Here is a 24,046-nt window from a genome sequence, read left to right as displayed (position 1 = left end):
ACCCCAACCCCACAACATACTCCCGGTATCTGTATTTCTGAGTTTGGCACTTCCTTGTGGTGGTCCCGGTGCGCGGGGCGGGGGCGGGGGCGGCCCCCCGCCCCCCCACGGACGTGCGGACGTCGGCGCGGGAAGACGACTGGACGCCACACGCTGGTGCCTGCCTTCGGGACACGCACCAGGCCGCCGCGAGCCACGCTCGGATTGGGGACTCCGGAGGCGGTGAGGCCGTTGACGCCCGGCCTCGGCGGCGGACCACAGGAACCTATCCGCGAACGACGGTGGAACAACCCTGCTCAGCGCGGAATTTGCGGCATTCATACGGGTCCGGCGCGAGCGCCGTCAAGGCCCCGTCAAACCGACCTGGCGTGCCGTCAGAAGGCCGTCAATGCCGATCGTCCATGGCCGGATCCGGTCGCAGACTGAACGCCAACGGGGGGACGGGCGACCGTCCATGGCGTGACGGGGAGGGACCGTGACCATCACGGCCGGTACATCGCACAGACCTCAACCGGAGGCCGGCGCGAGGCCGCCACAGCCGGCGGTCACCCCGTCCGGAGGCAGCTCCGGACCGCGGCAGGGAGGGGTGTCGCGGACGGAGAGTCCTCGACGCCTCCCGAGGCAGCAGGCCGTGGCCGCGTGGGCCGCTCTGCGCCGCCGCTACTGGGCATCCGTGCCCGCGCGGCTGCGTCTTCTGCGCGCGGCCACGTGCCTGCTCGCCGGCACACTCGCCGTGCTGCTGCTGATGGCTGGGCTTACCGCTCTGGGTACCTGGAGCAGCGTGGCCGGCCACGACGCGCCCCGTACCACCAGCGCGGCCGATCTCGACCTGGCCCTGAACGACATGGACGCCCAGGCCGCCAACATCCTGCTGTCCAACGGGGACGCGGGACAGGGCCGCCTGCAGACCCCGTACGAGAAGGCCGTCGGCTACTACGGCGACGCCCGGCGCGAGATCGGGCACGATCTGAACACTCTTGCCGTCGCCGCGCAGGGCAGCCGGGCTGACGAGAAGACGGTGGAGTCGCTGACCGATGGCTTCGCCGAGTACCAGGAGCTGATCGGCCGGGCCCTGGAGAACGACGGCCACCACGGCGGCAAGGCAGGCGCCCTGGCCGACTACCGCCGCGCGACCGACCTGCTGCGCACCCAACTCCTGCCCGCCGCGGACAGGCTGCTGACCTCGAACGACGCGGCCTTCGACACCGAGTACTCCTCGGGGCGCTCCGGCCTGCGCACCGAACTCGCCGTCGTCCTCGTTCTCGGTGTGCTGCTGCCGGCCGTGCTCGGCGTCCTCCAGCGCTACCTGGCCCGCCGCTTCCAGCGCACCCTGAATCCGGGGGTGCTGGCTGCCACCGTCTGCACGCTGCTTGCGGTGCTCCTCGGGGCGCAGATGCTGTCCGCCTCCGCGGAACACCTGCGCGTGGCCCGGCGCGACGCCTTCGACTCCGTCGTCGCCCTCTCCAACGCCCGCGCTCTCGCCTACGACGCCAACGCCGACGAGAGCCGTTATCTACTCGACCCCCAGCGCCGGGATCAGTACGCCGGTTCCTTCCTCGCCAAGTCTCAGCAGCTGTACGGCCTGAAGGGCGCCACGCTGACGACGTACGACTCGGAACTGGCCACGACCTGGCAGGCGTACGAGACCGACCACCACGACCTGCGCTTCACCGGCGACTTCCGCCGCGAGCTGGACAACGTCACCTTCCCCGGCGAACGGGCCGCGGCCGAGAAGACGGTCCAGACGTACGCCGTCTACCAGCGGGACGACCGCAGGATCCGCGCACTGCTCGCGGCCGGGAAGGAGCATGAGGCCGTGGAGTTCTGCATGGGGTGGGAGCCCGGCACCTCCAATGCGCACTTCGGGGCGTGGATGACCGCGCTGAAGAAGGTGGCGGACATCAACCGCGCCCACTTCACGTCGTCTGTGGAAGAGGGCAGGTCGTCGGTGGGCAGCCTGCTTCCCTGGACATGTGGGTTGCTGTGTGTGGTGATGGCCCTGACCGCGCTTGGCCTACGGCCCAGACTGGCCGAGTTCCGCTGAAGTTACCCAGGGGCGCGGGGCTGTATCGATATGCGGCTCCGCCGCGTGGGCGCGACCAGCCCCGACGCACCCGCAGTCGAACATGACCCCTACGCATCCGCCAACCGTGCCTCCTCCAGATCCAGCCCCCGCTGAAGCCGCCGCCGGGTCGTGTCGCTAATGGCGTGCTCGTCGTAGAGGCGCTGGAGCGCCGCGGTTTCGACGACGATCAGATCCCGGCGGAGCTGGCGGTAGACCTGGTCGGCGGACTCGGTGCCCACGTCGGCGTCGTCCAGGCGGGCCGTCAGGCCCCGTCGGAGCCGGTCGAGGACGACCTCGGGCACGACCTCCAGCTCCGCCAGTTCCTCCAGGTGGGCGAGGCCGGCGTGGGCGAGGTGGGAGCGTGCCTCGGCCTCCTCGCGTGCGGTGTGCGCGGGCTCCAGCGCGATGCCGGAGCGGCGGACGACCGGGGCGAGGGTGAAGCCCTGGACGACGAGGGTGACGACCACGACAGAGGTGGTGAGGACCAGGACCAGCGGCCGGTCGGCGAGCGGCGTGCCGTCCTTCATGACCTCCGGGATGGACAGCGCGGCGGCCAGCGGCATCACCCCGCGGGTGCCGGCCCAGGTGAGCACCATCGGCACCCGCCAGTTCACCCGGCCCGGCCCGCCCTTGCGCTGCACGACCGCCGACAGGGGCGCGAGCCACAGCATGCGTACGGCGACGACCGTGACGGCGACGGCGATGGCGTACAGCGGCCAGGCCCGGTCACTGTCGGCCAGGGCCCGCACCTGGGTGGGAAGGGCCAGCCCTATGAGGCTGAACACAACGCTCTCCAGCAGGAAGACGACCGTGCCGTAGACAGCGTGGAGCTGGAGGCGGATCCGGGCGGTCGTGAGCTTCTCGCCCCAGCCGCCGAGGACCACACCGGCCACCACGCAGGACGTCACTCCGGAGGTGTGCGCGACCTCCGCCAGCAGGTAGGCGGCGTACGGGGTGACCAGGGCGATCACCGTTTCCAGCACCGGGTCCTCGGTACGGCGCCGGACCAGCGTGACCACTCCGGCGACCGCGGCCCCGATCACCGTGCCGCCGCCCGCGAGCACCAGGAACTCGCCCCCGGCCGCACCCCAGTTCGCGGCGGCGGACGCCACGGCGACGCCGGCCGCCACCCGCACCAGCACCAGCGAGGTCGCGTCGTTGAACAGGCTCTCCGCCTGCACCAGCACCTGGACCCGGGGCGGCAGGGCGAGCCGGCGGCCGAGCGCGGTGACCGCCACCGGGTCGGTGCTGGCCAGGATCGCGCCCAGCACGAAGGCCATCTGCCAGGAGATGGGTGTGACCAGTGAGGCCACCGCCGCCACGGCCGGCGCGGAGGCCAGCACCAGGCCGATGGCGAGTATCCCGACCGGCTTCCACACTGCGCGCAGCTCCCGCCAGGGCATGTCCTCCGCGCTCGCGTACAGCAGGGGCGGCAGCACCACCAGCCCGATGATCTCGGGGCTGATCTCGATCCCGGGGTTCCGGGCAGCAGCGCCACCGTCAGGCCGGCGACGACCAGTAGGGAGGGGGCGGGGATGCGCCATCGGCGCGCGAAGGTGGCGACCACCGTGGCGAGGACCACGAGGGCGAGAACCGTACCGACGCTGCGCATGCCGTCCCCCTGGGGCCCCGACAGAAGTCACTGTGACTCCCGGCCGACCAGACTTCCCGGCACACCGGTCGTCACCGTATCGGGCGCTGGTCACGTCAAGACAGTGTCAAGGTCCCTGGGACCGGCGACAAGGAACCGCTAACAACCGCGCCGACCGCCCCGCGAAGCGGCTTCCTTGGGAGGAGAAACCCTTGTGCGCAGGAGAGTTGCACCAGTGAGCGGAGCGCGTCGGCGGCGATGAGTGACGTACGGCCCGGACGACTGAAGGTCTACCTCGGGGCGGCTCCGGGGGTCGGCAAGACCTACCGGATGCTCGACGAGGGTCGGCGTCGCGCCGCGCGCGGGGTGGATGTGGTGGTGGGGTTCGCGGAGTGCCACGGGCGGCGGTGCACGGAGGCGATGCTCGACGGGCTGGAGACCGTCCCCCGGGTGTCCTGCACCTACCGTGGCGGAGAGTTCGAGGAGATGGACCTCGCAGCGGTACTCGCGCGCCGTCCGCAGGTCGTGATCGTCGACGAGTTCGCCCACAGCAACATCCCCGGTGACGGACGCAACCCCAAGCGCTGGCAGGACATCGAGGCCCTGCTCGACGCCGGCATTGACGTCGTCACCGCGCTGAACATCCAGCACCTGGAGTCCCTCAACGACGTGGTCGAGAAGATCACGGGAGTGCTGCAGCACGAGCGGGTCCCGGACGAGGTCGTACGCCGCGCCTGGCAGATCGAGCTGGTCGACATGCCGCCCGAGGGCCTGCGCCGCCGTATGGCGCACGGCAACATCTACGCCCCCGAGAAGGTCGACGCGGCCCTCGCCAACTACTTCCGGCCGGGCAACCTCACCGCGCTGCGGCAGCTGGCGCTGCTGTGGGTGGCCGACCGGGTCGACGAGGCGCTGCAGGAATACCGCTCGCAGCACGGTATCGGCAAGGTGTGGGAGACCCGGGAACGGGTGATCGTCGCGCTCACCGGCGGGCCCGAGGGAGACACCCTGATCCGGCGGGCTGCCCGCATCGCCGACCGGTCGGCCGGCGGCGACCTGCTCGCCGTGCACGTGGCCCGCAGCGACGGACTGGCCGCAGGGGTCTCGCACGCCTCGCTGGCCCGGCAGCGCCGGTTGGTGGAAGACCTGGGCGGCAGCTACCACTCGGTGGTCGGCGACGACGTCGCCACGAGTCTTGTGGAGTTCGCCCGTGCCGAGAACGCCACGCAGCTGGTGCTGGGCACGAGCCGCCGCGGCCGGCTGGCACGGTTCCTGACCGGCCCCGGCACGGGGGAGACCGTGACCGAGCTGTCCGGCGACATCGACGTCCACCGGGTCACCCACGAGCGGGCCGGACGCGGCACCCTCCTGCCGTCGCGGCGGCGCACGCTGTCGACGGCCCGGCTGATCGCCGGTCCGGTGGCCGGACTGGTGCTGCCGGTACTCCTCACCATCATCCTCGCCCAGCTGCGAGGCACGCTGAACTTGACCAGCGAGGCACTGCTGTTCCTGCTCGCCGTGGTCGGGGTGGCCTGCATAGGCGGCGTCACCTCCGCGGTGATCGCATCCGTGACGGCCTCCCTGCTGCTCAACTACTGGTTCATCCCGCCCATCGGGCAGTTCACGCTGGACGACCCGAACGCCCTGCTGGCTCTGGCGGTCTTCGCGGTCGTGGCGGCCACCGTGGCCGCGGTCGTGGACCGGTCCCTGCGCCTGTCCCGCCGTTCCGCCCGGGCGACGGCCGAGGCGGAGACCATGTCGTCCCTGGCCGGCAGCATCGTGCGGGGCGAGGCGACGATTCCGGCGCTCCTGGAGCGGACGCGCGAGACCTTCGGCATGGAGTCCGCGGATCTGGTGGCGGAGCCTCCCGACGCGGCCGGTGTGACGGCCGTTCCGGCGGGCCCCGGTGCCTTCCTCGTCCTGTGCGGCCGCACGCTCTCGTCGTCCGAGCGGCGGGTGCTGGCCGCGTTCGCCGCGCACGTCGGTTCAGCGGTGGAGCGGGCCCGGCTCGCCGAGGCCGCGGCCGAGGTCGAGCCGGTGAAGGCCGCCGACCGGCTGCGTACGGCATTGCTGCGGGCCGTCGGCCACGACCTGCGCACCCCGCTCGCCGCGGGCTGGGCCGCCGTCACCTCGCTGCGCAGCCGGGACGTCGAGTTCTCTCCTGAGGACCGGGACGAACTCCTCGCCACCGCCGACGAGTCCATGGCCAAGCTCAACCGCCTGGTGGAGAACCTCCTCGACCTCAGCCGCCTGGAGGCGGGCGCCCTTCCGCTGAACCTGCGTCCCACCTCTCTGGAGGAGGTCCTCCCCATGGCACTGACGGACGTCTCCGGCGTGGACGTGGCGGACGTGGAAGAGATCCCGGAGGTGCTCGCCGACCCGCCGCTGCTGGAACGGGTGATCGCCAACCTGGCCGGCAACGCCGATCGCCACACACCGCCCGGGAAAAAGGTGCTGGTCACCGCCAGTGCCCTGGCGGGCCGGGTGGAGCTTCGGGTCGTGGACCGGGGGCCCGGTCTGCCCGTCGACGGCCGGGAGCGGCTCTTCGAGCCCTTCCAGCGGCTCGGCGACACGGACAACACGACCGGCCTCGGCCTCGGACTGGCCCTAGCGCGGGGCCTGACCGAGGCCATGAACGGCACTCTCACCCCGGAGGACACTCCCGGCGGCGGGCTGACAATGGTCGTGTCGCTGCCGCTCGCCGCACAGAGCGTCGGTGCCGAACCGACGGAGCAAAGAGTGGGAGGTGCGTGATGAGCACTGTGACCAGCGCATGGAAACCGCACGGGGGCAGGAGCTGGGCAACGCCCCGAACCTGGCCGCTGCGGGACCGGCTCGCCCTGACGGCGGGCCTCGCCGGCCCCTTCCTGGCGGCCCTCGCACTTGTCCCGTTCCGTACCGGCCTGTCGCACACGAACGCCGCGCTCGTCCTCGTCGTGGTGGTCGTCGCGGTGGCCACACTGGGCAGCCGTACGGCCGGCGTGCTCGCGGCGCTGTCGGCGGCGGCCTGGTTCGACTTCTTCCTGACCCGGCCGTACGAGACCTTCGACATCACCGCGTCCGCCGACATCGAAACGGCGGTGCTCCTGCTGGTCGTCGGCGTGATCGTGTCCCAACTGGCGGCCCGCGCACGCCGCCTGGAGGTCATCACGGTCACGGACGCGGCGTACCTCTCCCGTATCCACCGGACGGCCGAACTGGCGCAGTCGTCGGGCTCCGCGGACACCGTGGTCGACCATGTCCGCCGGGAACTCACCGAACTCCTGGGGCTGCGATCGTGCCGTTTCGAGTACGGCACCCTCCTGGGGCAGCCGCCCCGGCTGGGCAACGACGGCGGCGTGACGGTGGGCAGGCGTTCGTGGGACCTGGGCACCGCCGGCTGGCCCGAGGGCGAGATCGAGCTGCGTGCCTACGGCAACGGCCACTACCTCGGCCGCTTCATGCTCACTCCCGGCCCGGGGCCGGTACCCCCGCTCCAGGCCCGGCTGGTGGCGGTGACGCTGGCCGACCAGGCCGGATCGGCGCTGGACACGGTCTGACCGGTCGGGACGGGCTGAGGCTCACTCCAGGCCGGAGGCTTTGAACACGGCCTGTGCGTTCTCGTCGTCCACGCGGCGGGCGATGCGCCCCAGGACCGTCGCACCGCAGCGCAGGAGCCCGTCGGCTGTGGCCTTCCGCGCGCCCTCGTGCAGACGGAACCACAGCTGCGGGTTGCGTACCAGGACCTCGGGGTCGATCTCGACACGGCCGCCCAGTGCGTCCCGAAGCAGGATCCGCTGGGAGATGCCGTCCAGGCACCGGACCGACACCAGCAGATCCGTCCGCACCCGATGCTCACGCACCAGTCGGCGCGTGGCCAGCCAGTTCCCGCCCGCGGACACCCGGGCGGGATACAGCACGACGAACAGCAGCCCGGCGAGAGCGAACCACAACGCGGCGCGCCACAGGTTGAGCCGGCCGGAGCCCCAGTCGATCAGGAGAACGAGCACGAGCAGCACGCCCGCGCAGCGGACGGTGGCCCACAACTCCAGCACCCACTCGGGGGCGTTCGTCGCGTCGCCGGATCCGTCGGGCCTCTCCGCGTGTGCGTCGGGCGGCCCTCCGCGCACGTCGTCGTCACGGCGTCCCATGGCGTCGACGGTAGAGACCGGCGGAGCCCGATCGGTCCGTCTTGATACGACTCTGACGGCTGTCCAGCGCTTCCTTGCCTCTTGACCATGGAACGCGTCGCCCGGCGCGAGCACATGACAGTCGCCCAGCTCACACACCCCGTCAAGGTCGCATCAAGGTCGGCCTGTTGGGCGCGAAGATGCCGCAAGGAACTGTCGGACGCGGCCGGAAACGGACAGAACCTGGATGCCGCCGCGCGCATCAGCCCGCGTGCGCGGCCGAGGCAAGAAGGAGCCCGCATCCATGTCCGTCCTGACCACCGAGCCGAACGCCGTCCCCGCCGGCGAAGAGCCTCCCGATACCGGTGAACGCCACCGGCTGACCGCCGTCACGGGCCTTGCCGCGCTGTCGCTGGACGCGATGGCGTCCGTGGCCTACGGCCCGGAGGCGATCGTCCTCGTCCTGGCAGCCGCGGGCGCCCACGGCCTGGGCTTCACGATGCCGGTCACGCTGGCCATCGCCGCCCTACTCGCAGTCCTGGTGGCGTCGTACCGGCAGGTCATCGCGGCCTTCCCGGACGGCGGCGGCTCCTACGCGGTCGCCAAGGCCCACCTGGGCGCGCGCACCAGCCTGGTGGCGGCGGCGTCCCTGGTGCTGGACTACGTCCTCAACGTCGCCGTGGCCGTCACGGCCGGAGTGGCGGCGCTGACCTCCGCATTCCCCGCCCTCTACGACGACCGGCTGTGGCTGTGCCTGGCAGTGCTCGCCCTGATCACGGGCGTCAACCTGCGCGGGATCGTGGAGTCCGCCAAGGCGTTCATCGTGCCGACGATCGTCTTCGTCGGCTCGATCTTCGTCCTCATCGCGGTCGGCCTCTTCCGCTCCCACCCCGTGAGCACGGCGACCGCAGCCGGTCACGCCTCGGTGCTCGCCGACAACGCCACGAGCGTGGGCGCCCTGCTCCTGCTGAAAGCTTTCTCCTCTGGCTGTGCCGCGCTGACGGGTGTCGAGGCCATCGCCAACGCCGTCCCCTCCTTCCGGACCCCGCGCGTCAAGCGGGCCCAGCGCGCGGAGGTCGCCCTCGGCGCCGTCCTCGGCCTGATGCTCATCGGCCTGTCGGTACTGATCGGCCGCTTCCACCTCCAGCCGGTCGAGGGCGTCACCGTCCTGGCCCAGCTGGCGGACGCCTCCCTCGGGCACAACTGGGCTTTCTACGTCATCCAGTTCGCGACGATGATCCTCCTCGCCCTGTCCGCGAACACCTCCTTCGGCGGCCTGCCGGTGCTGCTGAAGCTGCTGGCCCGCGACAACTACGCGCCGCACGTCTTCGCCCTGAAGGCCGACCGCCAGGTCCACCGACACGGTGTGCTCGCCCTGGCGCTGGTCTCGGCCGCGCTGCTGGTGTTCTCCGGCGGTGACACCAACACGCTGGTGCCGCTGTTCGCCATCGGGGTCTTCGTCGGGTTCACCATCGCCCAGGTGGGGATGGTGCGGCACTGGCGGCTGCAACGGAGGACCGGTTGGCGCGGGAAGGCGCTGCTCAACGGGTTCGGGGCCGTGCTCACCGCGGTGGCCACCGTCGTCGTCACCGCCGCCAAGTTCGCCGAAGGCGCCTGGCTCGTCGTCGTGATGCTGCCGCTGCTCGTGGCCGCCTTCGTGGCCGTCCACCGGGCCTACGGCCGGATCGGTGAGCGGCTCGGTCTCGGCCGCATACCCGAGGCCCCGCACCGCGAGCGCTCACTGGTGCTCGTCCCTGTATCGACCCTGTCCAGGCTGACCTCGGAGGCTCTCACGGCCGCCTCCTCGCTCGGCGACGAGGTCCGCGCGGTGACCGTCTGCTACCCGGACCCCGAGGACCGGGCAGCCCTGCACGCCCTGGAGCGTTCCTGGGCAGCGTGGAACCCGGGTGTCCTGCTCGTCCCCCTGTCCTGCGAGCGGCGCAGTCTGGGCCGCCCCATCGCCGCCTACGTCCGTGAGGTGACCGCGGCCGAGCCGGGCACCCAGGTGACCGTGCTCATTCCGGAGACCGAGCCGGAACGGCTGTGGCAGCGGCTGCTGCAGAACCAGCGGGGCGCGGTGGTCGCGCACGCCGTACGGCGGGAGACGGACGCGGTGATCTGCCGGCTCCGCTTCCGGCTGCCGTGAGGTCGGGGCACCCACCGCCACGATGGCCTACTCACCGGTGTTGATCAGGGGTCGTAAGAGTCCCGTCAAAGCCGTGGGTGCCGCCGTATGAGAGCCGTAAACGGGCGATCCGATCCGGCCAGGGAGACGCTTTCCTCTACTAGTCCGATTTCGTCGAACCTCACTCCAGGAGTTCGCGATGGCCGATCTGGCCTTCGTCGTCACCGTGCTCGCGGGTTTCGCGCTGGTGACCCTCGTCGCCAAGGGGGTGACGAAGCTGTGACCGCCGAGAACATCGTCGGCCTCGTCGTGGCCGTCGCCCTGCTGGGCTATCTCGTCCTCGCCCTGATCTTCCCGGAGAGGTTCTGAGACAAGACATGGGTCCCGTACTCGCCGGCTTTCTCCAGCTGCTCGCCCTCATAGGCGCGCTGGGGCTCGCCTACATCCCTCTCGGCAACTACATGGCCGGGGTCTACTCCTCCGACAAGCACCTGCGCGTCGAGAAGTGGATCTACAAGGGCATCGGCGCCAACCCGGACACCGAGATGACCTGGCCCGCGTATCTGCGCGGGGTCCTCGCCTTCTCGGCTGTCAGCGTCCTGTTCCTCTACCTGCTCCAGCGGCTCCAGGGCATCCTGCCCGGTTCGCTCGGCTTCGACTCGGTCAACCCGGCTCAGTCGTTCAACACGGCCGTCTCCTTCGTGACCAACACGAACTGGCAGTCGTACTACGGCGAGCAGACCATGGGCCACGTCGTGCAGACCGCCGGCCTGACCGTCCAGAACTTCGTCTCCGCCGCCGTCGGTATCGCCGTCGCGGTCGCCCTCGTACGGGGCTTCGCGCGCTCGCGCACGGGTGAGCTGGGCAACTTCTGGTCCGACCTGGTGCGCGGCACCATCCGTATTCTGGTTCCCGGCGCCGCGATCGCCGCCATCGTGCTGGTGGCCTGCGGAGCGATCCAGAACTTCTCCGGCATCCACGAGGTCGGCCAGTTCATGGGCGGCTCGCAGCAGTGGAACGGCGGGGCCGTGGCCTCCCAGGAGGCCATCAAGGAGTTCGGTACGAACGGCGGCGGTTACTTCAACGCGAACTCCGCCCACCCCTTCGAGAACCCCACCCCGTTCACCAACCTCTTCGAGATCTTCCTGCTGCTGGTGATCCCGTTCTCGCTGACCCGCACCTTCGGTGTGATGGTCGGCTCGGTGAAGCAGGGCTACGCGATCCTCGCCACCATGGCGACCATCTGGGTCGGCTTCGTGGCCCTGATGATGTGGACCGAGTTCGCCCACCACGGCGCGGCGCTCCAGGCCGCGGGCGGGGCGTACGAGGGCAAGGAGGTCCGCTTCGGCGTCGGGTCCTCGTCGATCTTCGCCGTGTCGACCACACTCACCTCGACCGGCGCGGTGGACTCCTTCCACTCCTCGTTCACCGGCCTCGGCGGCGGCGTCACCATCCTGGGCATGCAGCTGGGCGAGATCGCGCCCGGTGGTACCGGTTCCGGTCTCTACGGCATGCTGATCATGGCGGTCATCGCGGTGTTCATCGCCGGTCTGATGGTCGGCCGGACCCCGGAGTACCTGGGCAAGAAGATCGGCGCGCGGGAGATCAAGCTCGCGGCCTGCTACATCCTGATCACCCCGGCCCTGGTGCTGATCTTCACGGCTGCGTCCATGGCGCTGCCGACCCCGCCGCACTCGATGCTCAACTCCGGAGCGCACGGGTTCTCCGAGGTGCTGTACGCCTTCAGCTCCGCGGCCAACAACAACGGCTCGGCCTTCGCCGGTCTGAACGCGAACACCGACTGGTACAACACCATGACCGGACTCGCGATGCTGCTGGGCCGCTTCCTGCCGATGGTGTTCGTCCTGGCGCTGGCCGGCTCGCTCGCCGAGCAGAAGCCCGTCCCGGCCACGGCCGGCACCCTGCGTACCGAGAAGCCGCTGTTCACCGGCCTGCTCGTCGGCGCGATTCTGATCATCACCGGTCTGACCTACTTCCCGGCCCTGGCGCTGGGTCCGCTGGCCGAGGGGCTGGCGTCATGACCACCCGCACAGACAACGAAGAGGACTCCATGTCCACAACCACTCCGACCCGGGCGCCGCACAGCGATGTCCCCACCGGGCACAAGCCGGCCGAGGGCCGTGTCGGTGCGGGCCTCTTCGATCCGAAACAGCTCATGAAGTCGCTGCCGGACGCCTGCCGCAAGCTCGACCCGCGGGTGATGGTCAAGTCGCCCGTGATGTTCGTGGTGTGGGTCGGCTCGATCCTGACCACCGTCTTCTCCTTCAAGGACCCGGGCGACTGGTTCGGCTGGGCGACCAGTGCCTGGCTCTGGCTGACCGTGATCTTCGCCAACCTCGCGGAGGCGGTCGCCGAGGGCCGCGGCAAGGCGCAGGCGGACACCCTGCGCAAGGCCAAGACCGACACCGTCGCCCGGAGGCTCCTGTCCGACGGCGCGTCGGAGGAGCAGGTCGCCGGCACCGAGCTGAAGATCGGTGACCTGGTCGTCTGCGAGGCCGGCGACGTCATCCCGGGTGACGGTGACGTCATCGAGGGGGTCGCCTCGGTCGACGAGTCGGCGATCACGGGTGAGTCGGCTCCGGTCATCCGTGAGTCCGGCGGTGACCGCAGCGCCGTGACCGGCGGTACGAAGGTGTTGTCCGACCGGATCGTCATCAAGATCACGACGAAGCCGGGCGAGACCTTCATCGACCGGATGATCAGCCTCGTCGAGGGCGCGGCCCGGCAGAAGACGCCGAACGAGATCGCGCTGAACATCCTGCTCGCCTCGCTGACGATCGTCTTCCTGCTCGCGGTGGCCACGCTGCCGCCGTTCGCCGACTTCGCGGGCACCCATCTGACGATGGTCGTGCTGGTCGCCCTGCTGGTGTGCCTGATCCCCACGACGATCGGTGCGCTGTTGTCGGCGATCGGTATCGCGGGCATGGACCGGCTCGTGCAGCGCAATGTGCTCGCGATGTCGGGCCGCGCGGTCGAGGCCGCCGGCGACGTCTCCACCCTGCTGCTCGACAAGACCGGCACCATCACCCTCGGCAACCGCCAGGCGTCCGAGTTCGTGCCGGTCAGCGGTACGACGGAGGCCGAGGTCGCCGATGCGGCCCAGCTCTCCTCGCTGGCCGACGAAACCCCTGAAGGCCGTTCCATCGTCGTCCTGGCGAAGGAGAAGTACGGCCTGCGCGAGCGCCACCAGGGCGAGCTTGCGCACGCCGAGTGGATCGCCTTCACCGCCCAGACCCGGATGTCGGGTGTGGACGTCGACGGCCGAAAGATCCGCAAGGGCGCGACCGGTTCGGTCATCGCCTGGGTCCGTGAGGAGGGCGGCACCGTCGCGGACGACGCGGACACTCTGTCCAGCGGCATTTCGCAGGCGGGCGGCACACCGCTGTTGGTCGCCGTGAAGGACGACCAGGGCGCCCGCGTGCTGGGTGTCATCCATCTCAAGGACGTCGTCAAGGACGGCATGCGGGAGCGGTTCGAGGAACTGCGCCGCATGGGCATCAAGACCGTCATGATCACGGGTGACAACCCGCTGACTGCGAAGGCGATCGCCGAGGAGGCGGGCGTCGACGACTTCCTCGCGGAGGCCACGCCCGAGGACAAGATGGCGCTCATCAAGCGGGAGCAGGCCGGCGGCAAGCTGGTCGCGATGACCGGTGACGGCACCAACGACGCGCCCGCACTCGCGCAGGCCGACGTCGGCGTGGCGATGAACACCGGTACGTCGGCCGCCAAGGAGGCCGGCAACATGGTCGACCTCGACTCGAACCCGACCAAGCTCATCGAGATCGTCGAGATCGGCAAGCAGCTGCTGATCACGCGCGGTGCGCTGACGACGTTCTCCATCGCCAACGACGTCGCGAAGTACTTCGCGATCATCCCGGCGCTGTTCGCGGCCGTCTACCCGGGGCTGGACAAGCTCAACATCATGGGCTTGTCCTCGCCGGACTCGGCGATCCTGTCCGCGGTCGTCTTCAACGCGCTGGTCATCATCGCGCTGGTGCCGCTGTCTCTGAAGGGCGTGCAGTACCGGCCGGTCAGCGCCGACAAGATGCTGCGCCGCAACCTCACGATCTACGGCATCGGCGGACTGATCGTCCCGTTCATCGGCATCAAGATCATCGACCTGCTCATCTCCCTCATCCCCGGAATCGGCTGATCGCCATGAACAACTCCATTACGAACACAGCCCGGTTGCTCGGGGCGGGCCTGCGGGCGCTGCTCGTGCTGACCCTGGTCACCGGTGTCATCTACCCGCTGGTGGTCACGGGGGTGGCCCAGGCGCTGTTCCACAACAAGGCGAACGGCTCCGAGGTCACGTCGGACGGCAAGGTCGTCGGCTCGTCCCTGATCGGACAGTCGTACAACCTGCCGCTGAAGAAGGGCCAGCAGACCCCGGACCCGGACCTGAAGTGGTTCCAGGGCCGCCCGGCCAACGGGCTCGGCAGCAACAGCGTCAACACCCAGTACAAGCTGATCCTGTCCGGTGCCACGAACCTGTCCGCCGACAGCAAGGTGCTGATCCAGCAGGTGAAGGACGCCAAGGCCGCGGTCGTCAAGGACAACTCCGTGCCCGGCTACACCGTCAAGCCGTCGGACGTGCCCGCGGACGCGGTCACCTCCTCGGGCTCCGGCCTGGACCCGGACATCTCCCCGGCCTACGCCGACCTCCAGGTCCACCGGATCGCCGCGAAGAACGGCCTGTCCGTCGCCCAGGTCCAGAAGCTGGTCGACGACCACACCGACGGCCGCGCCCTCGGCTTCGTCGGCGAGCCCCGGGTGAACGTCCTGGAACTCAACATCGCGCTCAAGGACCTCGTAGCGAAGCAGTGATGGCCTTACGCGACCCGTATGGGAGTCGGCGGCCGGGGGAGTATCCCGGAACCGCCGGCTCCCACCGTCATGACGTCGCCCGCCCCGCTTCCCGCGGGTACGGCCCGACGTACGACAGGAGAGGCACACACCCATGACCCGGGTGCTCGTGGCGGAGGACGACCCGCAGCTCGTACGGGCCCTCGTCATCAACTTGCAGGCACGCAAGTACGGAGTGGACGCCGCCCCCGACGGCGCCACGGCGCTTCGGCTCGCCGCCGCGCGCCAGCCCGACGTGGTCCTGCTCGACCTCGGTCTGCCCGACATGGACGGCGTCGACATCATCAAGGGCCTGCGGGGCTGGACCCGCGTGCCGATCCTGGTCCTGTCCGCCCGGCAGGGCTCCGACGAGAAGGTGGCCGCGCTCGATGCGGGCGCTGACGACTACATCACCAAGCCGTTCAGCATGGACGAACTGCTCGCCCGGTTGCGGGCCGCCGTCCGCCGCACCGAGGACACACCTCTGGTGCCCGATGCGACCCTTGTCGAGACAGGGGAGTTCAGCATCGACCTGCTCGCCAAGAAGGTCGTCCGCGGCGGGCGGGACGTACGGCTGACCCCGACGGAATGGCACCTGCTGGAGATCCTGGTGACCAATCCGGGCCGGCTGATCACGCAGAAACACCTCCTGCAGGAGGTCTGGGGTGTCTCGCAGAGCAACAAGACCAACTACCTGCGCGTCTACATGGCCCAGCTCCGCCGGAAACTGGAGACGGACCCGTCCCACCCCCGCTATCTGATCACCGAGCCCGGCATGGGCTACCGCTTCGAGGGATGACATGGCACGTGGCAAGCTCCGGATCTACCTCGGCGCGGCACCGGGCGTCGGCAAGACCTACGCCATGCTCTCCGAGGCGCACCGCCGTATCGAGCGGGGCACCGACTGCGTGGTCGCTTTCGTGGAGCACCACCACCGGCCGCGCACCGAGGTGATGCTGCACGGACTTGAGCAGATCCCGCGCAAGGAGCTGGAGTACCGGGACAGTGTCTTCAGCGAGATGGACGTGGACGCCGTCCTGGCCCGCAGGCCCCAGGTGGCCCTGGTCGACGAACTGGCCCACACGAACATCCCCGGCTCCCGCAACACCAAGCGTTGGCAGGACGTCGAGGAGCTGCTGGCCGCCGGGATCGACGTGATCTCGACGGTCAACATCCAGCACTTGGAGTCGCTGGGCGACGTCGTTGAGTCGATCACCGGGGTACGGCAGCGGGAGACCGTTCCGGACGAGGTGGTGCGGCGGGCGGACCAGATCGAGTTGGTCGACATGTCCCCGGAGGCGCTGCGCCGCCGGATGGCCCACGGGAACATCTACAAGTCGGACAAGGTCGACGCGGCCCTGTCCAACTACTTCCGGCCGGGCAACCTCACCGCTCTGCGTGAACTGGCGCTGCTGTGGGTGGCCGACCGGGTCGACGCGTATCTCACCGAGTACCGCAGCGAGCACCAGGTCTCGACCATCTGGGGTTCGCGCGAGCGGATCGTCGTCGGCCTGACCGGCGGGCCGGAGGGGCGGACGCTGATCCGGCGCGCCGTACGGCTCGCGGAGAAGGGCGCCGGCGGCGAGGTGCTGGCCGTCTACATATCCCGCAGCGACGGGCTGACCTCGGCCTCCCCGAAGGAACTCGCCGTCCAGCGCACCCTGGTCGAGGACCTCGGCGGCACCTTCCACCAGGTCGTCGGCGACGACATACCGGTGGCCCTCCTGGACTTCGCGCGTGCGGTCAACGCGACCCAGATCGTCCTCGGCGTCTCCCGGCGTCGGAGCTGGCAGAACATCTTCGGGCCGGGCGTCGGCGCCACGGTCGCCCGGGACTCCGGCCCGGATCTCGACGTCCACCTCATCACCCACGACGAGGTCGGCAAGGGCCGCGGACTGCCGGCGGCGCGCGGGGCACGCCTGGGACGTTCCCGGGTCATCTGGGGCTGGCTAGCCGGCGTGCTGGGACCTGTCCTCCTCACCTGGCTCCTCGCCGGCGCTGCTCCGGACGTCGGCCTGGCCAACGACATGCTGCTGTTCCTGACGCTGACGGTGGCGGCGGCCCTGTTGGGCGGTCTCGCCCCGGCGTTGGCCTCTGCGATCGTGGGCTCCCTGCTGCTGAACTGGTTCTTCACTCCGCCAGTCCACACCCTCACCATCGCCGACCCGAAGAACATCGTCGCCATCGCGATCTTCGTCGGGGTCGCCGTGTCGGTGGCCTCGGTGGTGGACCTTGCAGCCCGTCGCACCCACCTGGCGGCGCGGCTGCGGGCCGAGTCGGAGATCCTGTCCTACCTCGCGGGCAACGTCCTGCGCGGTGAGACCTCGCTGGAGGCGCTGCTGGAACGGGTGCGGGAGACCTTCGGCATGGAGTCGGTGGCGCTGCTGGAGCGGACCGGCGAGACGGCTCCCTGGACCTGCGCGGGAAGCGTGGGGTCCCGGCCCGCCGAGCACCCGGAGGAAGCGGACGTCGACGTACCAGTCGGCGACCACATGGCCCTGTCCCTGCGCGGCCGCGTGCTGCCCGCCTCCGACCGCCGCGTACTGGCCGCGTTCGCCGCCCAGGCCGCCGTCGTCCTGGACCGCCAGCGCCTCCAGCGCGAGGCCGACCGCGCCAAGGAACTGGCCGAGGGCAACCGGATCCGGACCGCGCTGCTCGCCGCCGTCAGCCACGACCTGCGCACCCCGCTCGCCGGCATCAAGGCCGCTGTGTCCTCGCTGCGCTCCGACGACGTCGAATGGTCAGAAGAGGACCAGACGGAACTGCTCCAGGCCATAGAGGAAGGCGCCGACCGGCTCGACCTCCTGGTCGGCAACCTGCTCGACATGTCGCGCCTCCAGACCGGCACCGTCACCCCCATCATCCGCGAGACCGACCTCGACGAGGTCGTGCCCATGGCGCTCGACGGGGTGCCGGAGGACAGCGTGGAACTGGACATCCCCGAGACGCTGCCCATGGTCGACGTCGACCGGGGACTGCTGGAACGGGCCGTCGCCAACGTCGTCGAGAACGCCGTCAAGTACAGCCCGCCCGGCGAGAAGGTCCTGGTGTCGGCGAGCGCCATCGCCGACCGGGTCGAGGTACGGGTCGTCGACCGCGGACCCGGCGTCCCGGACGAGGCCAAGGACCGCATCTTCGAACCCTTCCAGCGCTACGGCGACTCACCCCGCGGCGCGGGAGTCGGCCTCGGTCTCGCGGTCGCGCGCGGCTTCACCGAGGCCGTCGGCGGCACGATCCACGCCGAGGACACGCCCGGGGGCGGCCTCACCATGGTGCTCGCCCTGCCGACGGCTCCCGAGCGGCTGCCACAGCAGACGGAGCTGCCCGCCGCGACCACGTCCTGAGGCGCTCAGGTGCCGGGCGGCACGGTGTCGAACTCCCGCTGAAGACGCCTGGTGTCCAGCCGCAGCCGCAGCACGTTCCGGCGGTGCGCTGCCTCCAGCACGGCCTGAAGCGGGGACGGCGGCACCGCGAGAACCGGGCACCCGGCGTGGGCGAGGCAGTAGCGGCCGACCGATGGCCCCAGCCCGCGGTGCAGCAGCCCTCGCCGTCCGGCGCCGACCACGATGACGTCGTCCTCCCGGTCGGCGATCTGCACCAGCGCCGGCCCCGGGGTGCCCCGGGCCACGAGTGCCTGCCCGGGCAGCCAGGAGCCCGTGTCGCCGCACACGTCACGCAGCGCATCGAGCAGCCTCTCCCGTGCCAGCCGCTCCCACTCCGGGACCATGACGGCCGCTGCCGGGGACCTGCGGGCCGCGAGCTCGCCGCCGGGCGGCACCCAGGCGAGTACCGGCCACAGCTCCGCCCCGCGGCGCCGCGCCTCGTCGGCGGCCCTCACCAGGGCGGTGAGACTGCCCGGTGAACCACTCACTCCTACTACGAGGCGAGCGGTCGAGGACGGGTAGGACTCGGACATCTGATCCTCCTCGGAACGTCTCCATCTCACCTCTGTTCCGCGGCTTCCGAACACCCCTCGCGCCAGTTCTTGGCGACCTTCTGACGGCTCCTTCCACGCCCTCTCACCAGCGGCGTCAGCACTCCGTCAAGGTCGTCCGGACGGACGTCAGCGTCCCGTCAGGGAACGTCCGGTCGCCCCTGTCATCGGGCATAACGTCGAAGGCGAGCCCCGGTCCGCCTCCCCGCGTCCGGGGCGGACCAGAGATCACTCGCTCCTTGCCCTCCGGGAGGCACCCCATGGCAAAGCTGCTCCACGACGACGACCCCGACCCCGCCCATCGGTTTCCGGCCGGGCCCCTCTACGTCCCGGTCCAGCCGGGCCCCTCCGGGTGTGCGGCCCGGCTCTTCCGCACCCCGCTCGGCGACCGTACGGCCGTCGGTTTCACGTCCGTACAGCGACTGACCGCGACGCTCGGCGCCGACCAGGCGTGGATCCGCCTTGCCGAGCCTGCCCTGCGCGCGCTGACCGCCCCGCTCGGCATCGCCACCGTCACGGTGGACCCGCAGTTCTCGGCGCCGGCTCCCGCACCGGTCGAGCCCGCCACTCCTGTTCCCGCGCTGCGGATCGCCTGAGAGGGGCAGCCACGATGACCACAGTCCACGAACCCACCGCCGCCACCACCACCGCCACGTCTACCGAACTGTCGGTGTGGCCCGCCTCGGCCACCGAGCCCCGGCGCGGCGACCTCGCCGTGGGCGGCGTGTCGCTCGCGGAGATCGCCGACCGCTTCGGCACCCCCGTCTACGTCCTCGACGAGAACGAGGTCCGCGAGCGCTGCCGCACCTACCGGCACGCCTTCCCCGACGCCGAAGTCCTCTACGCCGCCAAGGCGTTCCTGTGCCGGGCCATGGCCCACTGGGTCGACGAGGAGGGCCTCGGCCTCGACGTCTGCTCGACCGGCGAACTCGAACTCGCCGTCACCACCGGCTTCCCGCCCGAGCGGATCACGCTGCACGGCAACGCGAAGTCGCCCCGCGACCTGGACACCGCCCTGCGCCTGGGAGTCGGCCGTATCGTCATCGACAGTCCGTCGGAGATCGCCCGGCTCGCCGCGGCGGTCGGACCTGACGGACACCAGAAGGTCATGGTCCGGGTCGTGCCCGGCATCAGCGCCGGCGGCCACGAGAAGATCCGCACCGGCACGGACGACCAGAAGTTCGGCCTGCCCATCGCCGACGGCTACGCCCAGCACGCCATCACCCGGATCCTGGACCAGCCGCAGCTCCAACTCACCGGCCTGCACTGCCACCTGGGCTCCCAGATCACCAGCGTCAAGCCGTACCTCGCCGCCGTGCGCCGCATGGTCGGTCTCATGACCCGGCTGGACGAGCAGCACGAAGTGATGCTCCCCGAACTCGACCTCGGCGGCGGCCACGGCATCGCCTACCGCCCCGGTGAGGAAGCCCTCGACCTGACGGCCCTGGCCCGCAAGGTCCGTTCCGAGCTCACCGACGCCTGCGTCGCGGCCGGACTCCCCGTCCCCCGGCTGATCATCGAACCGGGACGGGCGATCGTGGGCCCCGCGGGCATCGCTCTGTATCGCGTCCTGTCCGTCAAGCGCACCGGCTCGCACACCTACGTCGCCGTGGACGGCGGCATGAGCGACAACCCGCGCCCGGCCCTGTACGGCGCCCGCTACGCCCCTCGGCTGATCGGCAGGCACAGCACTGGGGCCCCGGCACGGGTGACCGTGGTCGGCCGCCACTGTGAGGCGGGCGACATCGTCGCCGCCGACGCCCAACTCCCCGCCGACGTAGGCCCCGGCGACCTGCTCGCCGTACCCGTGGCCGGCGCCTATCACGTGTCCATGGCCTCGGGCTACAACGTGGTCGGACGCCCGCCCGTGGCCGCCGTACGCGACGGCATCGCCCGCCTCCTGGTCCGCCGCGAGTCCCTGGAGGACATCCGCAGCCGCGACGTGGGCCTGTAGCCGGCCCGGCGTGGGGAACACGCGGGACCAGTCACCGAACAGCCTGTCCCGGACGGATCTGGTCGTACCAGCGCTCGCGCACCTTGTCCCGCACGGCGGCGTTGCGGACGGCGACTTGGTCGCGCCTGGTGGCCGGGGCACCGTGCCGCTACGGTGTTGCCATGTCGAATGACCTGCCCGGCCTACGAGCGTCGCACGAGGATCGCGAGCGCGTCGTGGAAGTGCTGCGGGTCGCCGCCGGTGACGGCCGACTCGACGCCGAGGAACTCGACATGCGGCTGGAGAGCGCGCTTTCGGCGCGGACACTCGGCGAGTTGGCCGACCTCACCGGCGACCTGCCGACCGCGCGGGCGGACAGGGACAAAGACCTACTCGTGGTTGAGCAGCACGGCGGCAAGTACGTACGGGAGGGACGCTGGGTGGTACCCGCGCGCATCGAGCTTCGCACGCGCGAGTGCCGGGTCACCTTCGACTTCACCCACGCGGTGTTCACGTCGGACGCCCTGCGCATCGAGACCGACATGGTGCACGGCAAGCTGTTCTTCGCCGGCTCGCCGGACATCGTGATCGGCACGGACGGGCTCAACCTCACCTACTCCAAGGTCAAACTCCGCCCCAAGAACACCGCCGCCGATGCCCGCGTGCGCATCGAACTCGTCGGAAAGCTCGTGCATGCGAAGGTCATCGAGCGGCGGGCGTAACGCGGGCGTGTCCTGATGGGTTCCGTCAAGCGGTGTGTTCTGTCTGAGATGTGTCAGCTTGTTGCGCCGGGCGGAAGGTGAGGGGTGCCATTTGATTCTCCCCGGATTCTCCCCGGCGCTGACGAGCCCTCAAGATCATCCACATCACTACTTCCCAGAGACTCCCCAGAGCCCGTATGTGCCCCAATTGCGCCAGGTGCGAGAGCAAACAGCGGAAGCTCCGCATGGGTGGGTGCTCATCCCTAAAGCCAGTCCCGGCGCTTGAAAATAACGTACAAACTGGCGCATACAACCCCCATCAGGACGATCGCGAAGGGGTATCCCAGCGCCCAGTGCAGCTCCGGCATCTCCCGGAAGTTCATGCCGTAGATCGTGCCGACGAGTGTGGGAGCGAACAGAATCGCGGCCCAGCTCGAGATCTTCTTGATCTCCTCGTTCTGTTCGAAGCCTGCCTCCGCCAGTGCCCGCATCTCCGCGTTCTGCTGCTGGGTGACCAGGGTCGCGTTGACCGTGAGGATCTCGGTGAGGGCCTGGCGGAAGCCGTCGACGCGTTCGCTGGTGTGGGTGACGTGGTCGGCCACGTCCCGTAGGTAGCGCTGGAGTTCCTCGTCGGTCTCGTACTTCGTGAAGCCCGCCATCAGGCCGTGCAGCATGCCCACCAGGGGGCGGGTCGCGCGCTGGAACTCGACCGTCTCGCGGGAGAGTTCGTAGATACGGCGGGAGACTTCCGGGTCGCCCCGGAAGACCTCCGTCTCGATCTCGTCGATGTCGTTCTGCACGCCCGCGACGACCGGGGCGTAGCCGTCGACCACCGCGTCGAGTATGGCGTAGAGAACCGCCTCCGGGCCGAGCTTGAGGAGGTCGGGGGAGTCCTCCATGCGGCGGCGGACCGCGGAGAGATCGGGGGCCGCGCCATGGCGGACCGTGATCACGAAGTCGGGGCCTACGAAGACGTGCAGCTCGGCGAAGTCGACCTCCTCCGGCGCGTCCAGGTAGCGGGCCGCCCGCAGGACGACGAACAGGGTGTCGCCGTACCGTTCCAGCTTCGGCCGCTGGTGCGCCTCCATCGCGTCCTCCACCGCGAGCGGATGCAGGCCGAACTCGGCCGCCAGTGAGAGGAGTTCGTCGGAGGTCGGGCGGGCCAGACCGATCCATGCCATGCCCGCTGGGTGCTCGCGCAGCTCGCGGTAGGTCTCCGCGAGGGTGGCCGGCGTGGACACGCGCACGCCGTCCCGGTACAGCGCCGCCTCCACGACGCTCGGTTGCTCCCCGGGCGCCGCGTCCGCCGCGTACTCCGGCCGCGGCTGCTCGGCCGTGTCCGGCTCCGGCGGCAGCGCGCGCCGCCAGACGGACCTCCTGGCGCTCCGGCCGTTCCTGCCGTTCCCGGAGGAGTTCCTCGGGACCGGACCCGGGCGTCGCTCGGACATCACGGCCGCCTCTCGATGGCGCCTGCATCGGCGTGACCAGTACGTCTCGGTGCAGGATATACGGGGGCGTACGCGGGGGAGCGGGGGCGGTGCAGGACGGTTCCTGTCCTAGTCCGGCGCTAGCCTGCCCGCATGACGAAGCAGCCGTCCGGCCCGGTCCTCGGCACCCGCGCCCTCAACCGCGCCACCCTCGACCGCCAGCTCCTCCTGCGCCGCTCGGCGCGGTCGGCGCAGGAGGCCGTGGCACACCTCGTCGGCCTCCAGGCGCAGAACGTCAAGCCGCCGTACTACGCCCTCGCCGCCCGTCTCCACGACTTCGTCCCCGCGCACCTCGCCGAGCCCATGGCCGGCCGGGAGGTGGTCCGGATCGTCACCCTGCGGTCGACCATCCACACCCACACCGCCGACGACGCCCTCACCCTGCGGCCGCTCGTCCAGGCGGCCCGCGACCGGGAGCTGACCCACTTCCGCGCGGGCCTGGCCGGTGTGGACCTGGACCGCCTCGCCCTGCTCGCCCGGGAACTGGTGGAGGCCCGGCCGCGCACCATGGCCGAGCTGCGTACGGCCCTGAGCGCCGAGTGGCCGGGCGCCGACCCGCGGGCCCTCGCCGTCGCCGCGCGGTGCCGGCTGCCGCTCGTCCAGGTCACCCCGCGCGGCGTGTGGGGGCACCGCGGGCAGGTCGCCCTCACCACCGTCGAGCACTGGCTGGGCCGCCCCGCCGAACCGGCACCCGCCCCCGACGCCACGGTCCTGCGCTACCTCGCCGCCTTCGGTCCCGCCTCCGTCAAGGACATGCAGGCCTGGGCCGGACTGACCCGGCTCCGCGCGGCGTTCGAACGGCTGCGCCCCGATCTCCTCACCTTCCGGGACGAGCACGGGACGGAACTCTTCGACCTGCCCGACGCGCCCCGACCCGACCCCGACACCCCGGCCCCGCCGCGCTTCCTCCCCGAGTTCGACAACCTCCTGCTCTCCCATGCCGACCGCACCCGGGTCGTCCCGTCCGAGTACCGCGGCCGGGCCTGGCAGGGCAACCAGGCGTTCCGCACCCTGCTCGTGGACGGTTTCCTGGCGGGGGTGTGGCAGTGGGAGGAGGACAGCGCCCTGGTCATCGAGACCTTCGGTCGCCTGGGCCGGGCCGAGCGCGCCGACGTCACCGAGGAGGCCGAGCGCATGCTGGCCGTGATGCACCCGGGGACCTCGTACGACATCCGGTTCGGGACGGTCGTCCATGGATAGGGGGCGCTGCGGGCTGCTCGTGGTAGCCCGCA

The 24,046-nt window shown here is 70.6% G+C and carries 17 protein-coding genes and 1 pseudogene; 14 read left to right on the top strand and 4 right to left on the bottom strand.

Translation table 11 applies throughout. The annotated features are described in order from the left end of the window. Window positions 1-631: 631 nt before the first annotated feature. Window positions 632-2,044, top strand: a complete 1,413-nt coding sequence (locus AB0G52_RS19630) for a hypothetical protein (protein ID WP_132891497.1) — start codon at window positions 632-634, stop codon at window positions 2,042-2,044. Between the two features lie 89 nt (window positions 2,045-2,133). Here AB0G52_RS19630 and AB0G52_RS19625 read toward each other — a convergent pair. Continuing rightward, a pseudogene (locus AB0G52_RS19625) lies at window positions 2,134-3,677 on the bottom strand (Na+/H+ antiporter). Window positions 3,678-3,914: 237 nt separating this feature from the next. On the opposite strand from AB0G52_RS19625, the gene AB0G52_RS19620 reads away from it, so the two are divergent. Together AB0G52_RS19620 and AB0G52_RS19615 are read left to right on the top strand one after the other, a co-directional pair. After that, a complete protein-coding gene (locus tag AB0G52_RS19620; RefSeq protein ID WP_361337524.1) occupies window positions 3,915-6,410 on the top strand; it encodes an ATP-binding protein in 2,496 nt (831 codons plus the stop codon). Beyond that, window positions 6,410-7,195 carry a DUF4118 domain-containing protein gene (locus AB0G52_RS19615; RefSeq protein ID WP_132891494.1) on the top strand — a complete coding sequence of 262 codons (786 nt, stop codon included), beginning with the start codon at window positions 6,410-6,412 and terminating at the stop codon, window positions 7,193-7,195. Before AB0G52_RS19620 ends, AB0G52_RS19615 begins: the two co-directional genes overlap by 1 nt. Before the next feature lie 21 nt (window positions 7,196-7,216). Here AB0G52_RS19615 and AB0G52_RS19610 read toward each other — a convergent pair whose 3' ends face one another. Continuing rightward, entirely contained in the window at window positions 7,217-7,786 is a 570-nt protein-coding gene (locus AB0G52_RS19610) for a hypothetical protein (protein WP_361337522.1), read from the bottom strand. A gap of 283 nt (window positions 7,787-8,069) precedes the next feature. Between AB0G52_RS19610 and AB0G52_RS19605 the strand changes: the two genes are divergently transcribed. The 7 genes from AB0G52_RS19605 (at window position 8,070) to AB0G52_RS19575 (ending at window position 18,103) form a co-directional block, all read left to right on the top strand. Beyond that, window positions 8,070-9,911 (top strand): APC family permease, encoded by a 1,842-nt coding sequence (locus AB0G52_RS19605; RefSeq protein WP_361337520.1) that lies wholly within the window; start codon window positions 8,070-8,072, stop codon window positions 9,909-9,911. A gap of 258 nt (window positions 9,912-10,169) precedes the next feature. Then, a complete protein-coding gene (gene kdpF / locus AB0G52_RS19600) occupies window positions 10,170-10,259 on the top strand; it encodes a K(+)-transporting ATPase subunit F (RefSeq protein WP_016434100.1) in 90 nt (29 codons plus the stop codon). Between the two features lie 8 nt (window positions 10,260-10,267). Then, window positions 10,268-11,932: a potassium-transporting ATPase subunit KdpA gene (gene kdpA, locus AB0G52_RS19595; RefSeq protein WP_132891492.1), complete on the top strand. Its 1,665-nt coding sequence runs from the start codon at window positions 10,268-10,270 to the stop codon at window positions 11,930-11,932. Next, the gene (kdpB, locus tag AB0G52_RS19590) at window positions 11,929-14,067 is read left to right on the top strand and encodes a potassium-transporting ATPase subunit KdpB (RefSeq protein WP_361337517.1); all 2,139 of its coding nucleotides are present in this window, start codon (window positions 11,929-11,931) and stop codon (window positions 14,065-14,067) included. Before kdpA ends, kdpB begins: the two co-directional genes overlap by 4 nt. A gap of 5 nt (window positions 14,068-14,072) precedes the next feature. Next, complete coding sequence (locus AB0G52_RS19585; RefSeq protein WP_132891490.1) at window positions 14,073-14,741, top strand: potassium-transporting ATPase subunit C; 669 nt, start codon at window positions 14,073-14,075, stop codon at window positions 14,739-14,741. 133 nt (window positions 14,742-14,874) lie between these two features. Then, a complete protein-coding gene (locus AB0G52_RS19580; protein WP_361337515.1) occupies window positions 14,875-15,558 on the top strand; it encodes a response regulator transcription factor in 684 nt (227 codons plus the stop codon). Between the two features lies 1 nt (window position 15,559). After that, complete coding sequence (locus AB0G52_RS19575) at window positions 15,560-18,103, top strand: sensor histidine kinase KdpD (RefSeq protein WP_361337513.1); 2,544 nt, start codon at window positions 15,560-15,562, stop codon at window positions 18,101-18,103. A gap of 5 nt (window positions 18,104-18,108) precedes the next feature. Here the strand turns inward: AB0G52_RS19575 and AB0G52_RS19570 are convergent, their stop codons facing one another. Beyond that, window positions 18,109-18,675 (bottom strand): universal stress protein, encoded by a 567-nt coding sequence (locus AB0G52_RS19570; RefSeq protein WP_361337511.1) that lies wholly within the window; start codon window positions 18,673-18,675, stop codon window positions 18,109-18,111. 278 nt (window positions 18,676-18,953) lie between these two features. On the opposite strand from AB0G52_RS19570, the gene AB0G52_RS19565 reads away from it, so the two are divergent. The 3 genes from AB0G52_RS19565 (at window position 18,954) to AB0G52_RS19555 (ending at window position 21,348) form a co-directional block, all read left to right on the top strand. Further along, the gene (locus AB0G52_RS19565; RefSeq protein ID WP_361337509.1) at window positions 18,954-19,289 is read left to right on the top strand and encodes an SAV_915 family protein; all 336 of its coding nucleotides are present in this window, start codon (window positions 18,954-18,956) and stop codon (window positions 19,287-19,289) included. Window positions 19,290-19,303: 14 nt separating this feature from the next. After that, complete coding sequence (gene lysA / locus AB0G52_RS19560; protein ID WP_361337507.1) at window positions 19,304-20,647, top strand: diaminopimelate decarboxylase; 1,344 nt, start codon at window positions 19,304-19,306, stop codon at window positions 20,645-20,647. Between the two features lie 161 nt (window positions 20,648-20,808). Beyond that, complete coding sequence (locus tag AB0G52_RS19555; protein WP_132891485.1) at window positions 20,809-21,348, top strand: DUF1707 domain-containing protein; 540 nt, start codon at window positions 20,809-20,811, stop codon at window positions 21,346-21,348. Between the two features lie 242 nt (window positions 21,349-21,590). On the opposite strand, the gene AB0G52_RS19550 is transcribed toward AB0G52_RS19555, so the two are convergent. Then, a complete protein-coding gene (locus AB0G52_RS19550; RefSeq protein ID WP_361337504.1) occupies window positions 21,591-22,775 on the bottom strand; it encodes a magnesium and cobalt transport protein CorA in 1,185 nt (394 codons plus the stop codon). A 132-nt stretch (window positions 22,776-22,907) separates the two neighbouring features. On the opposite strand from AB0G52_RS19550, the gene AB0G52_RS19545 reads away from it, so the two are divergent. Continuing rightward, the gene (locus tag AB0G52_RS19545; RefSeq protein ID WP_361337502.1) at window positions 22,908-24,014 is read left to right on the top strand and encodes a winged helix DNA-binding domain-containing protein; all 1,107 of its coding nucleotides are present in this window, start codon (window positions 22,908-22,910) and stop codon (window positions 24,012-24,014) included. The last annotated feature ends 32 nt before the right edge of the window (window positions 24,015-24,046 follow it).

The sequence above is a fragment of the Streptomyces sp. NPDC021562 genome (assembly GCF_040640875.1).
Taxonomy (GTDB): domain Bacteria; phylum Actinomycetota; class Actinomycetes; order Streptomycetales; family Streptomycetaceae; genus Streptomyces.
The sequence above is the reverse complement of the archived record's forward strand: the minus strand, read 5'-3'. Positions and strand labels throughout refer to the sequence as shown.

Bases quoted from the DNA above. Each gene is read 5' to 3' on its own strand.
- AB0G52_RS19605 (WP_361337520.1), top strand. From the start codon at position 8,070: ATGTCCGTCCTGACCACCGAGCCGAACGCCGTCCCCGCCGGCGAAGAG.
- AB0G52_RS19580 (WP_361337515.1), top strand. From the start codon at position 14,875: ATGACCCGGGTGCTCGTGGCGGAGGACGACCCGCAGCTCGTACGGGCC.
- kdpA (WP_132891492.1), top strand. From the start codon at position 10,268: ATGGGTCCCGTACTCGCCGGCTTTCTCCAGCTGCTCGCCCTCATAGGC.
- kdpB (WP_361337517.1), top strand. From the start codon at position 11,929: ATGACCACCCGCACAGACAACGAAGAGGACTCCATGTCCACAACCACT.
- AB0G52_RS19565 (WP_361337509.1), top strand. From the start codon at position 18,954: ATGGCAAAGCTGCTCCACGACGACGACCCCGACCCCGCCCATCGGTTT.
- AB0G52_RS19615 (WP_132891494.1), top strand. From the start codon at position 6,410: ATGAGCACTGTGACCAGCGCATGGAAACCGCACGGGGGCAGGAGCTGG.
- AB0G52_RS19585 (WP_132891490.1), top strand. From the start codon at position 14,073: ATGAACAACTCCATTACGAACACAGCCCGGTTGCTCGGGGCGGGCCTG.
- AB0G52_RS19570 (WP_361337511.1), bottom strand. From the start codon at position 18,675: ATGTCCGAGTCCTACCCGTCCTCGACCGCTCGCCTCGTAGTAGGAGTG.
- AB0G52_RS19550 (WP_361337504.1), bottom strand. From the start codon at position 22,775: ATGTCCGAGCGACGCCCGGGTCCGGTCCCGAGGAACTCCTCCGGGAAC.
- AB0G52_RS19555 (WP_132891485.1), top strand. From the start codon at position 20,809: ATGTCGAATGACCTGCCCGGCCTACGAGCGTCGCACGAGGATCGCGAG.
- AB0G52_RS19620 (WP_361337524.1), top strand. From the start codon at position 3,915: ATGAGTGACGTACGGCCCGGACGACTGAAGGTCTACCTCGGGGCGGCT.
- lysA (WP_361337507.1), top strand. From the start codon at position 19,304: ATGACCACAGTCCACGAACCCACCGCCGCCACCACCACCGCCACGTCT.
- AB0G52_RS19545 (WP_361337502.1), top strand. From the start codon at position 22,908: ATGACGAAGCAGCCGTCCGGCCCGGTCCTCGGCACCCGCGCCCTCAAC.
- AB0G52_RS19610 (WP_361337522.1), bottom strand. From the start codon at position 7,786: ATGGGACGCCGTGACGACGACGTGCGCGGAGGGCCGCCCGACGCACAC.
- AB0G52_RS19575 (WP_361337513.1), top strand. From the start codon at position 15,560: ATGGCACGTGGCAAGCTCCGGATCTACCTCGGCGCGGCACCGGGCGTC.